General features: G+C 72.4%; 6 protein-coding genes. 4 read left to right on the top strand and 2 right to left on the bottom strand.

Annotation, left to right across the window (positions count from 1 at the left end; all coding sequences use genetic code 11):
* Positions 1-28: 28 nt before the first annotated feature.
* A complete protein-coding gene (locus IE269_RS30555; protein ID WP_189826462.1) occupies positions 29-1972 on the bottom strand; it encodes a non-ribosomal peptide synthetase in 1944 nt (647 codons plus the stop codon).
* 487 nt (positions 1973-2459) lie between these two features.
* On the opposite strand from IE269_RS30555, the gene IE269_RS30550 reads away from it, so the two are divergent.
* The 4 genes from IE269_RS30550 to IE269_RS30535 all read left to right on the top strand — a co-directional run bounded on the left by IE269_RS30550 (position 2460) and on the right by IE269_RS30535 (position 17731).
* Positions 2460-2924: a MarR family winged helix-turn-helix transcriptional regulator gene (locus IE269_RS30550; protein WP_189826461.1), complete on the top strand. Its 465-nt coding sequence runs from the start codon at positions 2460-2462 to the stop codon at positions 2922-2924.
* Between the two features lie 43 nt (positions 2925-2967).
* The gene (locus IE269_RS30545) at positions 2968-3819 is read left to right on the top strand and encodes an SDR family oxidoreductase (protein ID WP_189826460.1); all 852 of its coding nucleotides are present in this window, start codon (positions 2968-2970) and stop codon (positions 3817-3819) included.
* Between the two features lie 137 nt (positions 3820-3956).
* Positions 3957-8120, top strand: coding sequence for a non-ribosomal peptide synthetase (locus IE269_RS30540; RefSeq protein ID WP_189826459.1), 4164 nt, complete (start codon positions 3957-3959; stop codon positions 8118-8120).
* Positions 8117-17731, top strand: a complete 9615-nt coding sequence (locus IE269_RS30535) for a non-ribosomal peptide synthetase (RefSeq protein ID WP_189826458.1) — start codon at positions 8117-8119, stop codon at positions 17729-17731. Before IE269_RS30540 ends, IE269_RS30535 begins: the two co-directional genes overlap by 4 nt.
* Here IE269_RS30535 and IE269_RS30530 read toward each other — a convergent pair.
* Entirely contained in the window at positions 17694-18260 is a 567-nt protein-coding gene (locus IE269_RS30530) for a GNAT family N-acetyltransferase (protein ID WP_189826457.1), read from the bottom strand. The genes IE269_RS30535 and IE269_RS30530 overlap by 38 nt on opposite strands.
* Positions 18261-18334 lie beyond the last annotated feature (74 nt).

Here is an 18334-nt window from a genome sequence, read left to right as displayed (position 1 = left end):
GGCAGGCCGGCGGCTGTCGGGTACTCCGTCAGCCGTGCGCCTGTGAGGAGGCGGTGGCGGCCTGGTCGCGGGACGTCTCGATGAAGCGCGCCAACTGCTCGACCGTGCCGTGCCGGAAGACCGACTCGGTGGTGATCTCGATCCCGAATATCTTCTGGAGACGGGAGGCCAGCTGCACGAAGTGGAGGGAATTCCCGCCGTGTCCCAGGAACGAGTCGGTGGTCGAGAACTCGTCCATCCCGGATATCTCGATCCAGGACTGGAGGACGACGGCTTCGAGGGGATTCTGCATGGTCTTTCCGCCTTTCTCTGATTTCTCGTTGCGGTTCTTCTGAAATTCCTGGTTCTTGCGGGATTTCTTTCGGGAGCTCTTATGGGAGTTCTTTTGGGGTTCCAGGGTGAGCGCGGTGCGGTCCACCTTCCCGTTCACATTCGTCGGCATTTTCTCCAGGTGCCGGAACGCGGAGGGGATCATGTGGGACGGCAGGTCCGCGGAGAGCCGCCGGACCAGGTCCCCGGCCTCGGCCGGGCGCCCGTCGGGGGTGGTGTAGAAGGCGACGAGCTGCTTCTCGCGGGTCTCGTCGTCCTCGAAGGCCTTCACCGCGGCGTCCGCGATTCCGTCGAGGGCGCGCACCGCCAGCGTCACGGCGCTGGTCTCCACCCGGAACCCGCGGACCTTCACCATGCTGTCGGACCGCCCGACCAGCACGATGTCGCCGTCCTTGTTCCGCCGTGCGAGGTCACCGGTGCGGTAGAGGAGCCCCTCCCCGCCCGGGTCCGGGACGAACTTCTCGGCGGTCAGCTCCGGCTGGTCGGCGTAGCCGAGGGCCACACCGGCGCCCCCCACGCAGAGTTCGCCCACCTCGTCGGTGTCGCAGGGGCGCAGCTCCGGGTCGTAGACCTCCAGCGTGACCGCCGGCAGGGGCTGTCCGATCGGGACGAGGCCCCCGCCGTCGACGTCCTCGGGCGAGGACAGCGGATGCAGGGCGGTGATGGAGGAGTTCTCGGTGCAGCCGTAGCCGTTGTAGATGACCGCGTCGGTGTGCGCCAGGGCCCGGCGCAGGTGGTCGGGGGAGGGGAAGTCGCCGCTGAGCAGCACGATCCGCACCGGGCGCAGGCACTGCGGTTCCTGGTCGACCAGGGCGTTGAACAGGCCGCAGGGGAGGCTGAGCACGGTCGCGCCGCGTTGCTCGACGGCCTCCCGCAACACCGGCAGCGAGGGCAGTCCGGGGGGCATCGGCAGCAGGGTGGCGCCGTGCAGGAACGCGAGCCAGATCTCGATGGTCGAGGCGGCGAAGGAGAAGGCGGCCGACTGGGTCAGGCCGTCCCGGGAGGTGATGTCGAGGGCACCGCTGTGCGGTCCCAGCCGTGCCAGACCGCGGTGCGCGATCCGTACGCCCTTGGGCCTGCCGGTGGAACCGGAGGTGTACATGAGGAACGCGGTGTCCTCGGGGCCGGTGCCGGGGTCCGGGTCGTCGTCGGCGAGGCCTTCGCTGCTCCGCACCAGGTCGTCCCTGGCGAGTGCGCCGCGGCGGGCGTCGGCGGGCAGTTCGTCCGGGTCGTCGCAGATCACCGGCGACGGGCGGGCCTCCTGGAGGAGGCGGGCGAGGTACTCCGTGGGATAGGAGGGGTCGAGCGGTACGACACAGCCGCCGGCCTTGAGGACGGCGAGGAGGACCGCGTAGAGGTCGGGGGAGCGGCGCATGTGCACTCCGACGCGGTCGCCTCTGGTGACGCCGAGGTCCCCGAGGTGCCGGGCCATCCGGTTGGCACGCCGGTTGAGGCTGTCGTACGTGATCCGCTCCGTGCCGTCCGCCACCGCGACGGACTCGCCGTGTTCGCGGACCGTACGTGCGAAGAGGGTGGTCAGGACGAGCGGCGGGGCCGACGCCGGCGAGCCGGACGGGGCGGATAAGGCCGACGAGGCGGGTAATGCCGATAAGGAAGGGCTGGTGCCAGGATTTTTTTTCATGATCGCTGATCTCCTCTGGGTGGGGCCGGAGGAAGGGCTCCCGTTCGGGTTCCCCGAGCGCACAGGGCGCATTTCGCGGGGAACTGATTCGGGGTGGCGCAATTGCAGCGGAGAATTAAACGGAATGTGATTTCCTTACGGAAATCAATCAATCACGATTCCGTATCGATGTCAAACGCCTGTGCTGATCCGCAGGTTGAGCGCTTTTCATGGTGGGGAAAGCCGTGCAGACCGACCGGCGGAATGGGGCGTGCCACGCTGCCCCGTCCCGTTGTCGTCCGATCTGGGCTGTCTGCCCGGCCGTTGCGGGTCGGCCGGTACGCGTCCGTGCCCGGCTCTCGCAGTCCGGTACCCCGGCTTCGCGCGCTCACGCACCCCAGATGGTATCCACAGGGAAAACATCTCCGACGGCCGCGACGACCCGGCGCACGACCCTTGATACCTTGGCACCTTCTCCCACCGGTCACCCCTCGTACGGGAAGCGTTCATGACTCCACGAGACGGCTCGACCCCCGCCCACCGCCCCGAACCGACCGTTCTGCAAGCAGCCCTGACCCACCTTCAGTGCCTGCTCGTCGCGCGCCGGTCCCGCGTCAACCCCGAAGGTGTCAACTGGCACCAGTACGACGTCCTCGAACTCCTGCGGGCGCGCGGCTCCATGCGCCCCTCCGAACTGAGCGACGTACTGGAGGTCTCCCGGCAGACCACGTCCAAGACCTTGCGCGTACTGAAGGACCTGAAACTGGTGCAGCAGATGACCGTCGGGGAGGACCGGCGCGAACTGAGCACCTCCCTCACCCCCGAGGGGCACCGGTTCCTCGCCCGGATCGCCCGCGGCCACCACGATGTCGGGCGGCTCGCCGCCTCGGTGCTCACCGAGGGGGAGAGCGCCCTGTTCGCGGAACTCTGCGAGAAGGTGGCCGCGGCCATGGAGTCCGACCAGGCCCGGTGACGCGCTCCGGTGCCTCGGCGGAGGTTGTCTCGTTGCACCTGGCATGAACGACGTACACCCCGCCACCCCGCACGCCCCGGTCCTCGTCCTCGGCGCCCGCGGCAGCACCGGCCGCCGGGTCGCCGCCCTGCTGCGCGACGCGCACCACCCGGTCCGTGCCGCCTCCCGCAACTGTGCCGTCACCTTCGACTGGCACGACGACACCACCTGGGAACCCGCACTCACCGGCGCCGACCGGCTGTATCTGATGCTCCCTCATGAACTGCCTCTGCCCCCGGACTTCGTCCGCCGCGCGGTCGCGTCCGGCGTACGCCGATTGGTCCTGCTGTCCAGCCGGGCCGTCGAGGAGATGGGCGACGACCGGCTGATCGCCGCCGAAGAGCTGGTCCGTGCCTGCGGGGTGGACTGGACGGTCGTACGGGCCGACTGGTTCAACCAGAACTTCGACGAGGGCGTCTTCCGGGAGGCCGTCCTCGACGGAACGCTGGCGCTGCCGCTGGGCGAGTGCCGCCAGACGTTCGTCGACGCGGACGACATCGCGGCGGTGGCCGCGGCCGCCCTCACCGAGGACGGCCACGCCGGCCGCACCTACGAGGTGACCGGGCCCGAGGCGCTCTCCTTCGCGGATGCGCTGGCGTTGATCGGCAGTGCCGCCGACCTCTCCGTCGCCTTCCGCGGCGACCAGGACTCCTACCGGGCCGTCGGCCGGTCCGAGGGCCGCCCCGCCAAGGACGTGGAACGCGAGATCGACGCCTACGCCGCCCTCGTCGCCCTCGGCGACTCCCACCCCACGGACACCGTCCACCGCGTCACCGGCCGCCCCCCGAAGCGCTTCGCCCTCTACGCGAAGGAGGCGGCGGCGAAGGGCGGTTGGTCGCGCCGGAGCAAGAGGTAGAGGGGCGGCGTCCTGGGGAGGGGGCCGAGCGGCCGGACCCGCAGTCGCGACCGAAGGCCGCAGGCGGGCCGCTCGTGCCACCCCGGCCGCTTCGGATCTTCCTGCTCACGGCCGCTGCCGCCATGGGTTCTCTTGACATGCCGCGAAGTGTTGATCAATCATCCGGTGCAAGGCCGGACCGGCCGACGGTGCGGTCTTGGCTTCGCGTTCGTCCGGCCGACGGCAGCTCCCGCACAGTGGAAGAGTTGGCCTTGAACGTGTACCAGCAGCCCCGCTCCGACGTCCTCTCCCCGGCACAGCAGCGGCTGTGGCTCGTCAACCAGTTGCGAAGAGACGGACACGCGCAACAGCACTCCCTGGTGCTGGAGCTGACGGGGGACCTGGACCGGGTCGCGCTGTCGCGGGCGCTGGACGCCCTGATCGACCGGCATGAGGTCCTCCGCACCCGCTTCGTCGCCGTGGAGGGCGCTCCGCACCGCCGGGTGGCTCCGCCCGGAACGGGTTTTCCGCTGTCCGTACGGGACCTGTCGACGCTCCGTGACATCGATGTCGCCGGTCAACTGCGCGAGGCCGAGAGCGAGGTGGCGCAGCAGCCGTTCGACCTGGCGGCGGACCTGCCGGTCCGCGGCTGTCTCGTCGTGCTCGGGACGCGACGCCACGTACTGGTGCTGACGCTCCATCACATAGCCGCCGACCAGAAGTCGATGCGGATTCTTTGGCGCGATCTGAGCGCGCTGTACGAGGTGTTCGGCGGCGGGACCGCACCGTCGCACGGCCTGCCGGAACTGCCCATGGGCTACGCCGACCACGCCGAGCGGCAGCGGAAGTGGCTGGAGTCCGAGGACGCGAAGCTCCAGCAGGCCTACTGGCGGGAAGCGCTGACCGAGGTGCCCGAGGTGCTGGAACTCCCCACCGACCGCCCCCGGCCGGCCGAGCAGGACCACCGGGGCGGGCGGGTCCCGGTCCGGCTGGAGCAGCAACTCACTGCAAAAATAGCCGAGTTCGCCCGTATCCACGGCTGTGCCGTCTCCCACGTCGTCCTCGCGTGCTGGGCACTGGTCCTGGGCAAGCACGCCGGGCAGGAGGACGTGGTCGTCGGCGCGCCCGCCCCCGCCCGTGGACGTACCGGCGCTGAGCGTGCCGAGCGGGAGGGGCTGATCGGCCCCTTCGCCAACCTGCTCGCCCTGCGGGTGGACCTGGCAGGGCAGCCCACCGCCGCCGCCCTGGCGCAGCGGGTGCGTGACGTGGTCCGGGCCGCCGAGGAGCACGCCGAGTTGCCGTTCGAGCAGGTCGTCGACCTCGTCGGGCCGCCCCGGAGCCTGGCCCGTACCCCGCTGTTCCAGGTGCTGTACGCATGGGAGGGGGTCGGGGGAGGTGCCGACCGGCCGATGCCCGGCCTGCGTGTGACGCAGCGTCAAGGCCCGGCCGACACGGCCGCTTTCGACCTGAAGCTGTCCCTGCGCCAGAGAGACGGCCGCATCGAGGGCACGCTGGAATTCGCGACCGGGCTCTTCGACGCCGCGACCGCCGAACTCCACGTACGCCACCTGCGCCAACTGCTGACGCAGTTCGCCGATTTCCCCGAGCGCCCGGCCGACGCGCTTTCGCTGCTGGACGAGGCGGAGCGGCGGCAGGTGCTGGTGGAGTTCAACGACACGTTCCTGGCGACCGACGGACGCGGCCTGGTGGAGCGCTTCGAGACGCAGGTGCGGGCACGGCCTGAGCAGACCGCGGTGGTGCACCGGAACGAACGGCTCGACTACGCGACCCTCGACCGACGGGCCGACCGGCTGGCGCACGCCCTGCGCGCGCGGGGCGTGGCCGCCGAAAAGGTCGTCGGACTCCACACTCGGCTCTCCGTGGACATGGTGGTGGGAATACTCGGCGTGCTGAAGGCCGGCGGCGCGTACGTGCCCCTGGACCCCGCACTGCCCGCCGAGCGGCTCGCCGGGATGGTCGAGGACTCCGGCGCGGTGGTGGTGCTGACCGACGCGCCCGCGCCCCCGGACGGCTGGCTCCCGCTGTCCCAGCTGTCGGCAGAGGTCGCGGGAGTCACCGTGCGCGCTCCCCTGGTCCCCGCCGCGCGCCCGGAGGAACTCGCCTACGTCATCTACACCTCCGGCTCGACCGGCAGGCCCAAGGGGGTCGCCGCCACCCACCGGGGCATCCTGAACCTCCTCGACCACTGGGCGGCCGAGTTCGGCACGACGCCCGGGGAGCCCTCCGCGATGTGGCCCTCCTACGCGTTCGACGCCTCGGTCCAGGAGTTCCTGCTGCCCCTGACCACCGGCGGTGAACTCCACCTCGTACCGCAGGACGTGCGCGACGATCCCGGCGAGCTGATGGGCTGGCTGGCCGAGCACCGGATCGTGGACGTGCTGCTGCCGCCCGCCTTCGTTAAGTGGACCTCCGAGTCGCCGCGGGAGAGGCTCCGCACACCGGACCTGCGGTGCATCCGCACCGGACTCCAGCCACTTCCCGAGGACAGCCTGCACCGCATGGAACAGGCGCTCCCGGGGCTGCGCATACTCAACGGGTACGGGCCGACCGAGACCGCCCTGTACTGCACCTCCTACCTCGACCCGCGACCGCTCGCCCGCCAGGCCCCGATCGGACGCCCCGTCGCCAACATGCGCACCTACGTTCTGGACGAGCGTCGCGAGCCGGTGGCCGTCGGAGTGACGGGCGAGCTGTACATCGCGGGTGCGGGACTGGCCCGCGGCTATCTCAACAGCCCCGCACTGACCGCCGAGCGCTTCGTACCGGACCCCTTCGTGCCCGGTGAGCGCATGTACCGCAGCGGCGACCTGGCCCGGTGGCTGCCGGAGGGCAACCTGATGTACGTCGGACGGGGCGACCACCAGATCAAGCTGCGCGGCTTCCGGGTCGAACTCGGCGAGATCGAGGCCGCGCTGCTCGACGAACCGGGCGTGACGCGGGCCGCGGTCCTCACGGATCTCGACGCGAGCGGCGAACCGTATCTGGTGGCGGCGATGGTCACGCGGCAGGCGGACGCAGCGGGCGGCGGGGACCGGCACGAGGACGGCTACGAGGAGCGGACCCGGCCGGAGGAGTGTGCGAGCCACGACGAGACCGCCGCCCCCCGCACCCCCGACCAGTGGCGTGCCGCGCTCGCGCGCCGACTGCCCCGGCACATGATTCCCGCCTTCTTCGTCGAACTACCCGGCCTGCCGCAGACCCCCAACGGCAAGCTGGACCGCACCGCCGTGCTGGAGGCCGCCCGCGCCGCCCGGCCCTCCCAGGTGAACCAGGAAAGCCCGCGCGACCACATTGAACTGACGCTGTATCAGATCTGGCGGCGACTGCTGCTGCACCCCGACATAGGCATCCGCGACAGTTTCTTCGACATCGGCGGCACCTCGATCTCCGCCATCAAGCTGGCGCACGCGATACGGGAGGAGTTCGGCCGCGCACTGCCGGTCCGCGACCTCCTGCTGCACCCGACCATCGAGGAACTCGGCGGCCTGCTGCGCCGCGCGTCCGACGGCCCGCCGCCGGGCAACCTGCTCACCTTCCGCCCGGGCGACCCCGGGCACGGGCAGGTCGTCTGCGTGCACCCGGCGGGCGGCACGGCCTTCTGCTACCTGTCCCTCGCCAAGGCGCTGCCCGACACCCTCGGCGTCCACGGCATCCAGTCGCCCGGCGTCAACCCGGGCGAGGACTTCCTGCCCACGGTGAACGCCATGGCCACGGCGTACCTGAAACTGATCGAACCCCTGCTGCCCGCCGACGACGGCCCTCTCGTCCTGACCGGTCTCTCCTACGGCGGACTGGTCGCCCACGAGATGGGGCGGCTGCTGGCCGAGGCGGGGCGCACCCGGCTGAGCGTGGTGCTGCTGGACACGCCCGGCAGCGACGACCCGGCCGCGCGGGAAGCCGCCGAACCGGTCGACCTGGCGGAGTTCCGGTCCAAGCTGATCCGGTTCAACGGCATGTACCCGGGCATCGACGACGCGCAGATCGAACAGTACTTCCACCTCTACAACCACAACCGGGCCACCACCGTCGACCACACTGCCTCCGTGACGACGGCGCGCACGGTCCTGATCCAGGCGACCGAAGGCGCGACCCCGGAGGAACTGGACGCGGTCCGCGCGTTCTGGCAACGCCGCACTCAGGGCCCGTACACCGTCCAGAGGGTCGGCTGCGGCCACTGGGACATGCTGGAGTCGGCCGAGCTGCCGCACGTCGCGGCCACGATCGAAGCGGAACTCGCGAGGCCGGGCGCGGACCCAGGAGAAACCCCGCGCGCACAGACCGGAACGGCGGCGCAGGCATGAGCGACACGACACTCCCGCGCGCCGCAAGCACCCCCGCACCCCTCCCCACGGAGCCCGGCGCGCCCGGCCTGGCCGCGTCCGTCCTGGACGTCGCCCGCCGCCACCCCTCCGTGCCCGCCGTCCTCGACGGCGCACGCCGTCTCACGTACGCGGAACTCGACGCACTCAGCGGCTCCGTGGCCCACGCGCTGCACGCGCACGGCGTCCGCCCGGGCCAGACCGTCGCCGTGTGCCTGCCGCGCTCCTGGCAACTGGTCTGCGTCATGCTCGGCGTGCTGCGCGCCGGAGCCGTGGTCGTTCCGCTGGACGCGCAGAGCCCGCCGGAGCGGCGACGGCACATCCTCGCCGACGCCTCCAGCGAGGTTGTCGTGCACGCCGACGGGAATCCCCCCGCCGAAGGCGAACTGCCGCCGGGCACAACCTCCTTGACCGCCAGCGAGCTGCTCGCGCGTGCCCGCGCCACGGGATGGCACGACACCGTCGCCGCCCCGGTCTCCTTCCTCTTCTACACCTCCGGCAGCACCGGTCGCCCCAAGGGCGTGGAGGTGCGCGACGCCGGCATCCTGCGCCTCGCCGACCCCGGCCACCTCCCGGTGGCCGAGGGCGCGCGGTACGCGTGCCTGTCCAACCCGGCGTTCGACGCGCTCAGCTTCGAGGTGTGGGTCCCCCTGCTCACCGGCGGCAGTTGCGTGATCCTCCGCGACGAGACCGCCCAGACCCCCGAGGCCCTGGCGGCCGCGCTCGCACGGCTGCGCATCGACGTCCTGTTCCTCACCGTCGCGCTGTTCAACGCCGTGGTCGACAAGGTCCCGCACTGCTTCTCCGGCATCGTCCAAGTGCTTGTCGGCGGCGAACAGCTCAACGCGGACCTGATCCGCCGCTGGTACGCGCACAACAGCACCAGCACCACCCAACTGCACAACGTCTACGGTCCGACCGAGGCGACCACGTTCGCCCTGAGTCACCCGATCCCGCGCGACGTCGACACCGACCTCATCCCCATCGGCCGCCCGCTCCCGGGCACGCACGCCCTGGCGGTGGTGGACGGCAGCCGCCTGGCGGAGCCCGGCGAGATCGCCGAACTCCACCTGGCGGGGCCCGCGTTGGCGGCCGGTTACCGCAACCTCCCGAAGGAGACTGCACGCCGCTTCGTCACCCTGCCCTGGTACGACGGCGGAGCGCAGCGCCACTACCGCACCGGCGACCTGGTCCGCCGGGACGCGGAAGGCCGCTACACGTACGTCGAACGGGCCGACCGGCAGGTCAAGGTGCGCGGCTTCCGCATCGAGCCGGGCGAACTGGAGCGGTGCGTCACCGCGCACCCCGCCGTCCGCCAGGCGTACGTGTGCACCGCCCGGGACACCCACGGCGTCAACGAACTCCTCGCGTACGTCGTACTGGGCGCCCCGCTGTCGTACGACGACTTCACCCGGCACCTGGCGGCCGGCCTGCCCACCTACATGCGCCCGCACCGGGTGCACCTGGTGGACGCACTGCCGCTCAACGCCAACGGCAAGGTCGACCGGGCCGCGTTGCTGCGTGACGGCGGCGCGCCCTGGCGGGCCGGTCACGAGGACCGGGCCGAGGCGGAGGGTGAACTGAGCTCCGAACAGAACGAGTTGCTGCGGATCGCCGCCGCCGTCATCGGCGTCGACGACCTGCGCCTGTCCGACAGGTGGACCGCCGTGGGCGGCGACTCCCTGAAGGCGTTGCGGCTGCGCTTCGAGGTGCGGCGACGCTGGGGGGTGGAGCTGCCCCAAGAGCTCGTCCTGCGTACGGATCTGGCCCGACTGGCCGCCGTGATCGACGGCGGGACAGGCGTGGGCGGCCCGAGCCCCTACCCCGTCCCCGCCGCTGCCGCCGGGGCGCGGTCCGCGCCCGCCACCGCCGAGCAGGAGCGCCTCTGGCTCCTCCAGCAGCAGGACCCCCGCTCCCTCGCCTATCAGGTGCCGCTCGCCTTCCAGGTGGATGGCACACCGGACCTGTCGGCACTGCGGCAGGCGCTGCGCGCCCTCGTGGCCCGGCATCCGGCACTGCGCACGTCCTTCGTGGCCACCCGGGACGGGCTGCGCCAAGAGATGGGGGAGTCGTACGACCCCTGGTGGGAGCAGGAGGACCCTGCCGCGATCCTCACCGAGCCGTTCGACCTGTCACACGCCCGCCTGCTGCGTGCGTGCTGGACGCCGGACACCCGGAGCGACGGGGGGACGCTGTCCCTGACGCTCCATCACATTGCGGTGGACGGCTGGTCGTTGAACATCCTCTTCACGGACTTCTCACGGCTGTACGCCGAAGCCCTGAGCGGCGCGGCCCCGGCCGCGGACACGGGGGACGCGGACACGAGGGACGCCGGTTCCGCGACGCGCACGCCGCTCGACTTCGCCGGGTGGCAGCAGCAATGGCACGCCAGCGACGCGTATGCCCACCTGCGCCAGGAACTGTGCGCCGTGTACGCGGAGTTCGAGGCCGACGCCGACGAGTCGACCTTCAACGGGCCGCTGGAACCCGTACGCACCAGGCAGGACCACGGGCGGACCACGGGCCGCCTTCTGCACACCTCGCTCGACGCCGGACGGCGAGCCGCCCTCGACCGCCTCTGCGGCGAACTCGGCCTCACCCGGTTCCAGGTCCTGCTGAGCGTGTACGCCTGGAGCCTGTTCGGCGTCACCGGCCGCACCCGCATGCGCATGGCCGGCCCGGTGGCGGGCAGGCCGGTGGAGGAGTTCGGCGACGGGGTCGGCATGTTCGCCAACACCATGCTGCTGCCCGTGGAGGTGACGGCGGACGAATCGCTGCGCACCCAGGTGATGCGCCTCGCCGCACAGGCGCAGGCCGTGCTCGACCACCAGGAGGTGGCGCTGGCCGACGCGCTGGCCGACCTGCCCGCTCCCGCCCAGGGCGGGTCGGAGCGCCGGACCCCGTTCGACTTCCTGTTCGTCCTGGAGAACACCGACTTCGGGGCGCTGACGCTGCCCGGCTGCCGCATCCGCCCGCGCTGGGTGGAACCGGCCGCCGCGAAGTGCCCCCTGACCCTCTCGGTGCTCACACCCGGCGGGGAACCGGACCCCGGCCGCACCGGGCTCGACTGCCTGTGGGAGTACGACGCCGACCACTTCGAGGCCTCCGAGGTCGCCGCGGTCGCCGACCTCTTCCGCCGGGGCCTGGACCTCCTCACCCGGGTGCCCCGCCCCGACAGCCCCGTCCCCACCCTCGCAGCCCTCATCGCCCCGTATCGGGACAGGCTGCCCGACCCGGGACGCGCGGCACCCGTTCCGGCGGCCTTCACCACCGTCGCCGAGGGCTTCGCCCAGCAGGTGGCCCGTACCCCTCGGGCGATCGCGCTCGTGACCCCCGAGGGCGACCGGACGTTCACCTACGCCGAACTCGACCGGCAGGCAGCCCGGTTGGCGGCCGAGCTCGCCGACGCCCACCCCTTCGCCGTGCCGGACGACGGCGCGCCCCGGTGCGTGGCGCTGCACCTCGCGCCCTCCGTCGAACACGTGGTGGGGCTGCTCGCCCTGGCCCGGCTCCACCTGACCGCCGTACCGCTCGACCCGTCCTACCCGCCCGCACTGCTGCGACAGATCCTGGAAACCGCTGCACCGCTGTGCGTGCTGGTGCCGCCGGACGCGGGAGGCGACCCACTGGCAGGCATCGCACCCCCGTCGCTGCCCCGACGCCCGGTGGTCCTGGCACCGCACGGACAGGGGCCGCAGGACGCCCTCCAGGAGACCGCGCCCACGACGCTCGCTCCGCCGCGTCCGCTGTACATGCTCTTCACTTCGGGATCGACAGGAACACCCAAGGGTGTGCAGGTGCCCGACAGCACCGTGTGCAACCTCATCCACTGGCAGCGGGAGAGCGGCGGCCTGGCCGCGGCCGCCGTCACGCAACAGTTCTCGATGCTGTCCTTCGACGTCTCCTTCCAGGAGATCTTCAGCACGCTGTGCGGCGGCGGCCGGCTGCATCTGGTGCGTCCGCAGTGGCGGCAGGACGCACCGGCCCTGCTCGATCAACTGGAATCGGCGGGAGCACAGCGACTGTTCCTGCCGTACGTGGCGCTGCAACTGCTCGCCGAGCACGGCGTGCGGCTGGGCCGCTATCCGTCGCGGCTGCGTGAAGTGGTCACCGCAGGCGAGCAGTTGCTGTGCACGGACGCGATCAAGAGCTGGTTCGCGGGACTTCCGGAAGCCCGGCTCTTCAACCACTACGGGCCGACCGAGACCCATGTGGTCAGTGCCCTGTGCCTGGAGGGCGACCCGGCGCACTGGCCGGCACGCCCCTCCGTCGGCCGGCCGGTGGCGGGGGCCTGGCTGCGCGTGGTGGACGACACCGGCCGGCGGCTGCCGCCCGGACGCCCCGGGCACCTGCTGATCGGCGGCACCATGGTCACCCGCTGCTACGCGGGCGACAGCACTCTGAACGAGGAACGCTTCGTCGACGTGCCCGGCGCGGGCACCTTCTACCGCAGCGGCGACTTGGCCCGCTTTGACCCGGACGGGCTGCTGCACTGCCTGGGCCGCGACGACCAGCAGATCAAGCGAAGCGGCTTCCGCCTGGAACTGGGCCAGATCGAATCCGCCCTGCTCCAGCATCCGGACGTCGTCAACGCGGTGGTGGTGTGCGACGACGGCGCACCCTGGGCGAGCGGACAGCAGGAGGGCGCACTGCAGGACGGCGGACCGCAGCAGGGGACGCGGCTCGTCGCGTGCCTCCAGACACGGGAGGGGGCCGTGCCCTTCTCCCACGCGGACCTCAACCGGCACCTGGCGCCGCTCCTGCCCTCGTACGTACGCGTCGACCGCTTCCGTGTGTCGGCACACCTGCCCCTGACCCCGAGCGGGAAGCTGGACCGGCGGGCAGCCCTGCGTGCACCCGCGCAGGACTTGAGCCCCCTTGCCGCCGCCCCGGCGGCGGCACCCGTCGTGCTGTCGACGCGCGAGGCCCGGCTCACCGGACTGTTCGAAGAGGTGCTCGGCCTGCCGATCGGGCGCGACGAGCGCTTCTTCGACGCGGGGGCGACCAGTCTGGGACTGATGCGTTTCCACCTGCGCTGCACGGCCGAACCGGATCTGCGGTTCTCCGTCCCGGACCTCTTCGAGCACGTCAGCATCGGGCGGCTCGCCGCCTTCCTCGACAGCAGGCCGTCCCCCGACACGGGGCCGTCCCCCGACACGGGGCCGTCCCCGGACACGGGGGCCACGGCCGCCGACGCGTCCGAACCCGTCGCCGTCGTCGGCATGGCGGTGCGCGTTCCCGGCGCCGACGACCTCGCCGCCTTCTGGGAGCTGATACGCAGCGGGTCCCGCGGCATCGAGCACTTCGATGCCCCCGAGGGAATCGTCGGAGCACGCAGCCAGATGTCGGAACTCCTGTCCTTCGACCCGGAGCACTTCGGCATCAGCCGGCAGGAGGCGCGGCTGATGGACCCGCAGCAGCGCCACCTCCTGATGAGCTGCGTCCAGGCACTGGCGCACGCGGGGATCAGCGGGACGGACCGCAGCGACCCGGGGGCCGTGCCAGGCCCGAGGGTGGGCCTCGTCGCGGGCTGCGGCGAGAACACCTACTTCCAGACCATGCTCCGCGAAGCCGACCCCGAACTGCTGCCCGACGGCTTCCAGTTGGCGCTCCACCACGAGAAGGACTTCCTCACCACGAAGGTCGCCTACCACCTCGATCTGACCGGTCCGGCCTTCACCGTGCAGGCGGCGTGCTCCAGTTCCCTGGTGGCCGTGCACATGGCGGCCGGGCTGCTGCGGCAGGGCGACGCCGAGGTGATGATGGCGGGCGGAGTGCTCGTCGACACACTGCTCACCGACGGCTACCCGCGGCGCACGCAGCACATCTTCTCCGAGGACGGGCACTGCCGGGGCTTCAGCGACGACGCCACCGGCACCATCGGCGCGAGCGGAGTGGGCGTGGTCGTGCTCAAGCGGCTCAGCGACGCACGGCGCGACGGCGACACCGTCTACGCGGTGCTCGGCGGCTCCGCCGTCAACAACGACGGTGCGCAGAAGCTGAGTTACAGCGCCCCTTCCCTGCCCGGCCAGCGCGAAGTGATCCGGGCGGCACTACACCGCAGCGGGCGCACCGCGGCCGACCTCGGATACGTGGAGGCGCACGGCACGGGGACCCCGATGGGCGATCCCGTCGAGGTCGGCGCGCTCCGCCAGGCCCTCGGCCTGTCGGGCGAGGACCGCTGCGCACTCGCCTCCGTCAAGAGCCAGATTGGCCACCTGGGCGCGGCCGCGGGCGTGGTCGGGCTGGTCAGGGCCGTCCTGGCGGTCCACCACGCGGTGATCCCGCCGCAGGTCGACTTCCGCCGCCTCAACCCGCAGATCGGCGCCGACGCGGCGCCCTTCCGCATCCCAGCCGAGGCCGTGCGGTGGCCGACGGGGCGGCCGAGGGTGGCGGCGGTGAGCAGTTTCGGCATCGGCGGCACCAACGCGCACGTGATCCTGGAGGCGGGCCCGCCGCACACCGACGCCGCGCATGTCCCCCCGCCGGAGGTCCCCTCCTGCCTGGTGCTCTCGGCCAACAGCGAGCAGGCCCTGCGCGAGGACGCGGCACGGATCGCCGGCCACCTCGCGGCCCGTCCCGCCTCGTACGCACGCATCCTGCGCCACCTGCAGGCCGGACGACCGGCGCGGCGGCTACGGCTGGCGGCGGTGTGCGCGGACGCCGCCGACGCGGTCGCCTGGCTGCGTACGGTCGCCGACGGCGGCGTCCGCCCGACGCAGGTGCCAGGCCATGCCCGAACCACAGATGGACAGCCTTCCACCGACTCCGCCTCCCCGGACCACCTGTACGCACCGGAGCACACACCCGACGACCTGGTCCGGGCCTGGTCGGACGGGCACGGGGTCCGCTGGCCCGAAGGTCCGGCCGCGGCGCCCTGGGACTTCCCGCCGCCCGCGTTCGCCCTGGCGGAGTACGACTTCGAGCGGGCCCGGCAGGACGCGGAGGCCGCGGACCCGCAGGCCCACTGGCCCGCACGTCTGCCCGAGGACCAGTGGCTCCACCAGCCCCACTGGGTGCGGCTGAGCCGTGCCGGCGACGCACCCGGCCCGGCGGCCCGGCGGCCCCTGCTGGTGGTCATGGCCGGCGAACCGCCGGCCCGCGACACGCTGCGCCCCTTCGAGGCCCTCTACGACCGGGTCGTCCTGGCGGTCGCCGCCGACGCGTTCGAAGCGGTCGCCACCGACCGCTTCGAGGTGGCTCCTGCCGACCCGGACTCGCTGCGCGCCCTCCTCGAGGCCGTCGTGCCGCCCGGCACCGGCCCGGCGGAGGTCGACTGGCTGCACGCCCTGCCACTCGCCGCCTCTGAACCGGGACCGCTCGGCGCCGCCGCGCTCGCCCGGGCCCGGTGGGCCTGCCTGGACACCCCGGCGGCGCTGCTGCGGGCCGCCGCCGAGCTGCCCCGCCCCGTACGGCTGCGGCCGTGGTGGCTGTCGTACGGGGCCCAGCCCGTCGAAGGACCCGTGGAGCGGCCCGAGTCGGGGCTGCTCGCAGGCGCGGCGCAGGTACCGGCGCAGGAAGGCGTCGGCGACGGCCGCTGGCTGGATCTCCCCGACGGCGAGCTGAGCCCGTGGATTCCGGCCCTGCTGGGCCTCCTGTCCGGCGCACAGGACACCGCCCTGCCCCGCCGCCTCGCCCTCCGGCAGGGCTACTGGTGGCACCAGGCCCTCCTTCCGGTCACCCTCCCCGAACCGGCGGCGACGCCCCTCCTGCCGCCCGCGTCCGGCGCACAGGACGCACCTCCGCGCCCGGCGACGTACGTCGTGCTGGGCGGCACCGGGGGCATCGGCCGGGCGCTCGCCGCGCACCTGCTCACCGAGGCGCACTGCCGGGTGGTCCTGGTCTCCCGACACGGGCAACTCCCCTCCGTCCTCGCCCCCCTGGCGGACCGGGTGGAACTGGTCGAGGCCGATCTGGCCGCCGTAGCCCCGGAGACGGTCCTCGCCCTGCTCGAAGAGCGCGTGTCGCGCATCGACGGGATCGTGCACGCGGTGGGATCGCCCGGCGGCGCGCTCCTGACCGGGCGCGACGCCGCGGCCATGGCGCGTACGACAGAGGCGAAGCTGCGTGGGGCGCTCGTGGTCGAGCAGGTGATCGCCCGGCACCGGCCCGCCTTCGCGGTGTACTGCTCGTCGATGTCCGCGCTGTTCGGGGGAGTCGGCCAGTTCGACTACGCCGCGGCCAACGGGCTGCTCGACGGCTTCGCCCGCCACCGTGGCGGAGCGCGGGAGAGCACCGCGCGCATCGCCCTCGACTGGGACATCTGGAGCGAGGGCGGGATGGCGGCCGACGCCGCGCACACCGACGCCCGACACCGGGCCCACCTCGCGGTCGGCATGACGGCTGCGGAGGGACGCCGGGTGTTCGGCCGGGCCCTGCGCCTGCAACTGCCGCACCTCATGGTTTCCACCACCGACATCGACCGGGCACCCGCCTTCTACGCGGCACGTGACCTGCCCGCCACGCCCTGCGCCCCCGACGCTTCTGCCGCTCCCCGCGCCTCCACCGACCCGGACCCTGCCGCCCGCCTCTTGGGCTGGCTGTGCCAGTGGCTCGGACTCGCGGAGGAAGAACTCGACCCGGACGTCAGCCTGTACGACTACGGTGCCGACTCCCTGACGATGATCGACCTCGTCACGAAGATCGAGAACCACTTCGGCACGACCGTCGAACTGTCCGCCCTCAGCCACCGCGTCAGCCTCACGGAGGTCCTCGCCCACCTGGCCCCACCACGCCCCGACCCCACCCCCGAGCCGCAGCAGGACGTCACCCTGGAGGTGTGGCAGAACGGAACAGGACACGACCTGGTCTGCCTCGTCCACCCCGTCGGCGGCGACATCCATGCCTACCGCGCACTGGTGTCGGCCCTCGACCGCGACCTGACCGTCTGTCTGATCGCCGACCCGGCCCTGCGCGACGACGCCCTGCGGCCCGCCCGCTCCCTCGCGCAACGGGCCCGCGACTACCGTGCCGCCCTGCAGCGGCGGTTCCCGCACGGCCCGTGGCGCTGGCAACTGGCCGGCTGGTCCTTCGGCGCGTGGGTGGCCCACGCGATGGCCGCCGAGTCCGAGGCGGCCGGACGCCCCGTCGAGGGGCTGCACCTGCTGGACCCGCCCCCGCCGAACGCGCCGCCGCGCTTCCTCGCGTACGACGAGAAGGGCATCGAGGCGGTCTTCGCCCAGGAACTGCGCCTCGGCGCGACCGCGACGGAACCCGGAGCGCGAGAGCCGACCGACGGGCACGGCCACCTGAACCGTGCCGCCCAGGCCTACGCCGAACGGCTCGGCCGCTGCTGCCGCGCCAACCTCAAGGCCATGGCGCAGCACGAACTGCCCCGGCTGACGCGCACACCGTCGTACCTCTGGCTGGCGGCCGACCCCGTTCCGGGCTTTCCGGACCTCGGCTCCCCGAGCGAGCAACTCGCCCTCTGGAAGGGCGAGTTGTCACCCGTCGAGGAGTCCGGGGTGCTCGACACCACGCACTACGGGATCGTCCGCGCGCCGCACACGGCCACAGTGGCCGCAGCCGTGCGCGCGGCAGCCCGGCGCGCGCCACTCACACCCCCTGGAGGGCCCGCCAGTCACCCTGCTTGATCTCGAACTCGGCGGTGCACAGGTCGGCACCCGGCGGGAACCACTCGGCGTTCGCCTCGAATTCCCGTACGTAACGCAGCCCGAGGGCGGTCAGCGTCGCCTGCGACGCGGTGTTGGCCGCCGCCGCCATGGCGGAGATCCGGGTCAGCCCGAGGTCCTCGAAACCGTGTCGCAGCAACTCCCGGGACCCCTCGCTGCCGAGACCCTGCCGCCAGTGGCGGCGCAATATTTTGCAGCCGAGTTCGGCGTGCCCCGGCGTCGGTTCCTCGTCGGCGGAACCCGGCGGCCGCAGCAGCCAGTACCCGGCGAAGTCCTCCTGGACGAAACCCGCCCAGTACCCCAGGCCGGGCACGCGCTCCGCGTCGGCGAGGTTTCCACGGAGCGCCGCCTGCACCTGCTCAGGGCTTCGGGCACCGCCGAGATGACGCATCACCTCGGGGTCGGAGTCGAGTGCGAGCTGATGCTCAAGGTGCTCGGCGGACAACGGAACCAGCCGGAGCCGTTCGGTGTGCAGGATCTTTTGCGACATGACCCGGAGCATCTCAAACACCCGATCGAACCCGTGCCGACGGGTCCCCGAACCCGCCCCGGGACCGCGTACCT

The sequence above is a fragment of the Streptomyces spiroverticillatus genome, from assembly GCA_014650415.1.
Taxonomy (GTDB): Bacteria; Actinomycetota; Actinomycetes; order Streptomycetales; family Streptomycetaceae; genus Streptomyces; species Streptomyces spiroverticillatus.
Note: the sequence above shows the minus strand (reverse complement) of the source record. Positions and strands in the feature narration are given on the sequence as shown.

Coding starts and splice junctions, on each gene's coding strand:
- IE269_RS30530 (WP_189826457.1), bottom strand. CDS start 18,260: ATGTCGCAAAAGATCCTGCACACCGAACGGCTCCGGCTGGTTCCGTTG.
- IE269_RS30540 (WP_189826459.1), top strand. CDS start 3,957: ATGCCGCGAAGTGTTGATCAATCATCCGGTGCAAGGCCGGACCGGCCG.
- IE269_RS30550 (WP_189826461.1), top strand. CDS start 2,460: ATGACTCCACGAGACGGCTCGACCCCCGCCCACCGCCCCGAACCGACC.
- IE269_RS30535 (WP_189826458.1), top strand. CDS start 8,117: ATGAGCGACACGACACTCCCGCGCGCCGCAAGCACCCCCGCACCCCTC.
- IE269_RS30545 (WP_189826460.1), top strand. CDS start 2,968: ATGAACGACGTACACCCCGCCACCCCGCACGCCCCGGTCCTCGTCCTC.
- IE269_RS30555 (WP_189826462.1), bottom strand. CDS start 1,972: ATGAAAAAAAATCCTGGCACCAGCCCTTCCTTATCGGCATTACCCGCC.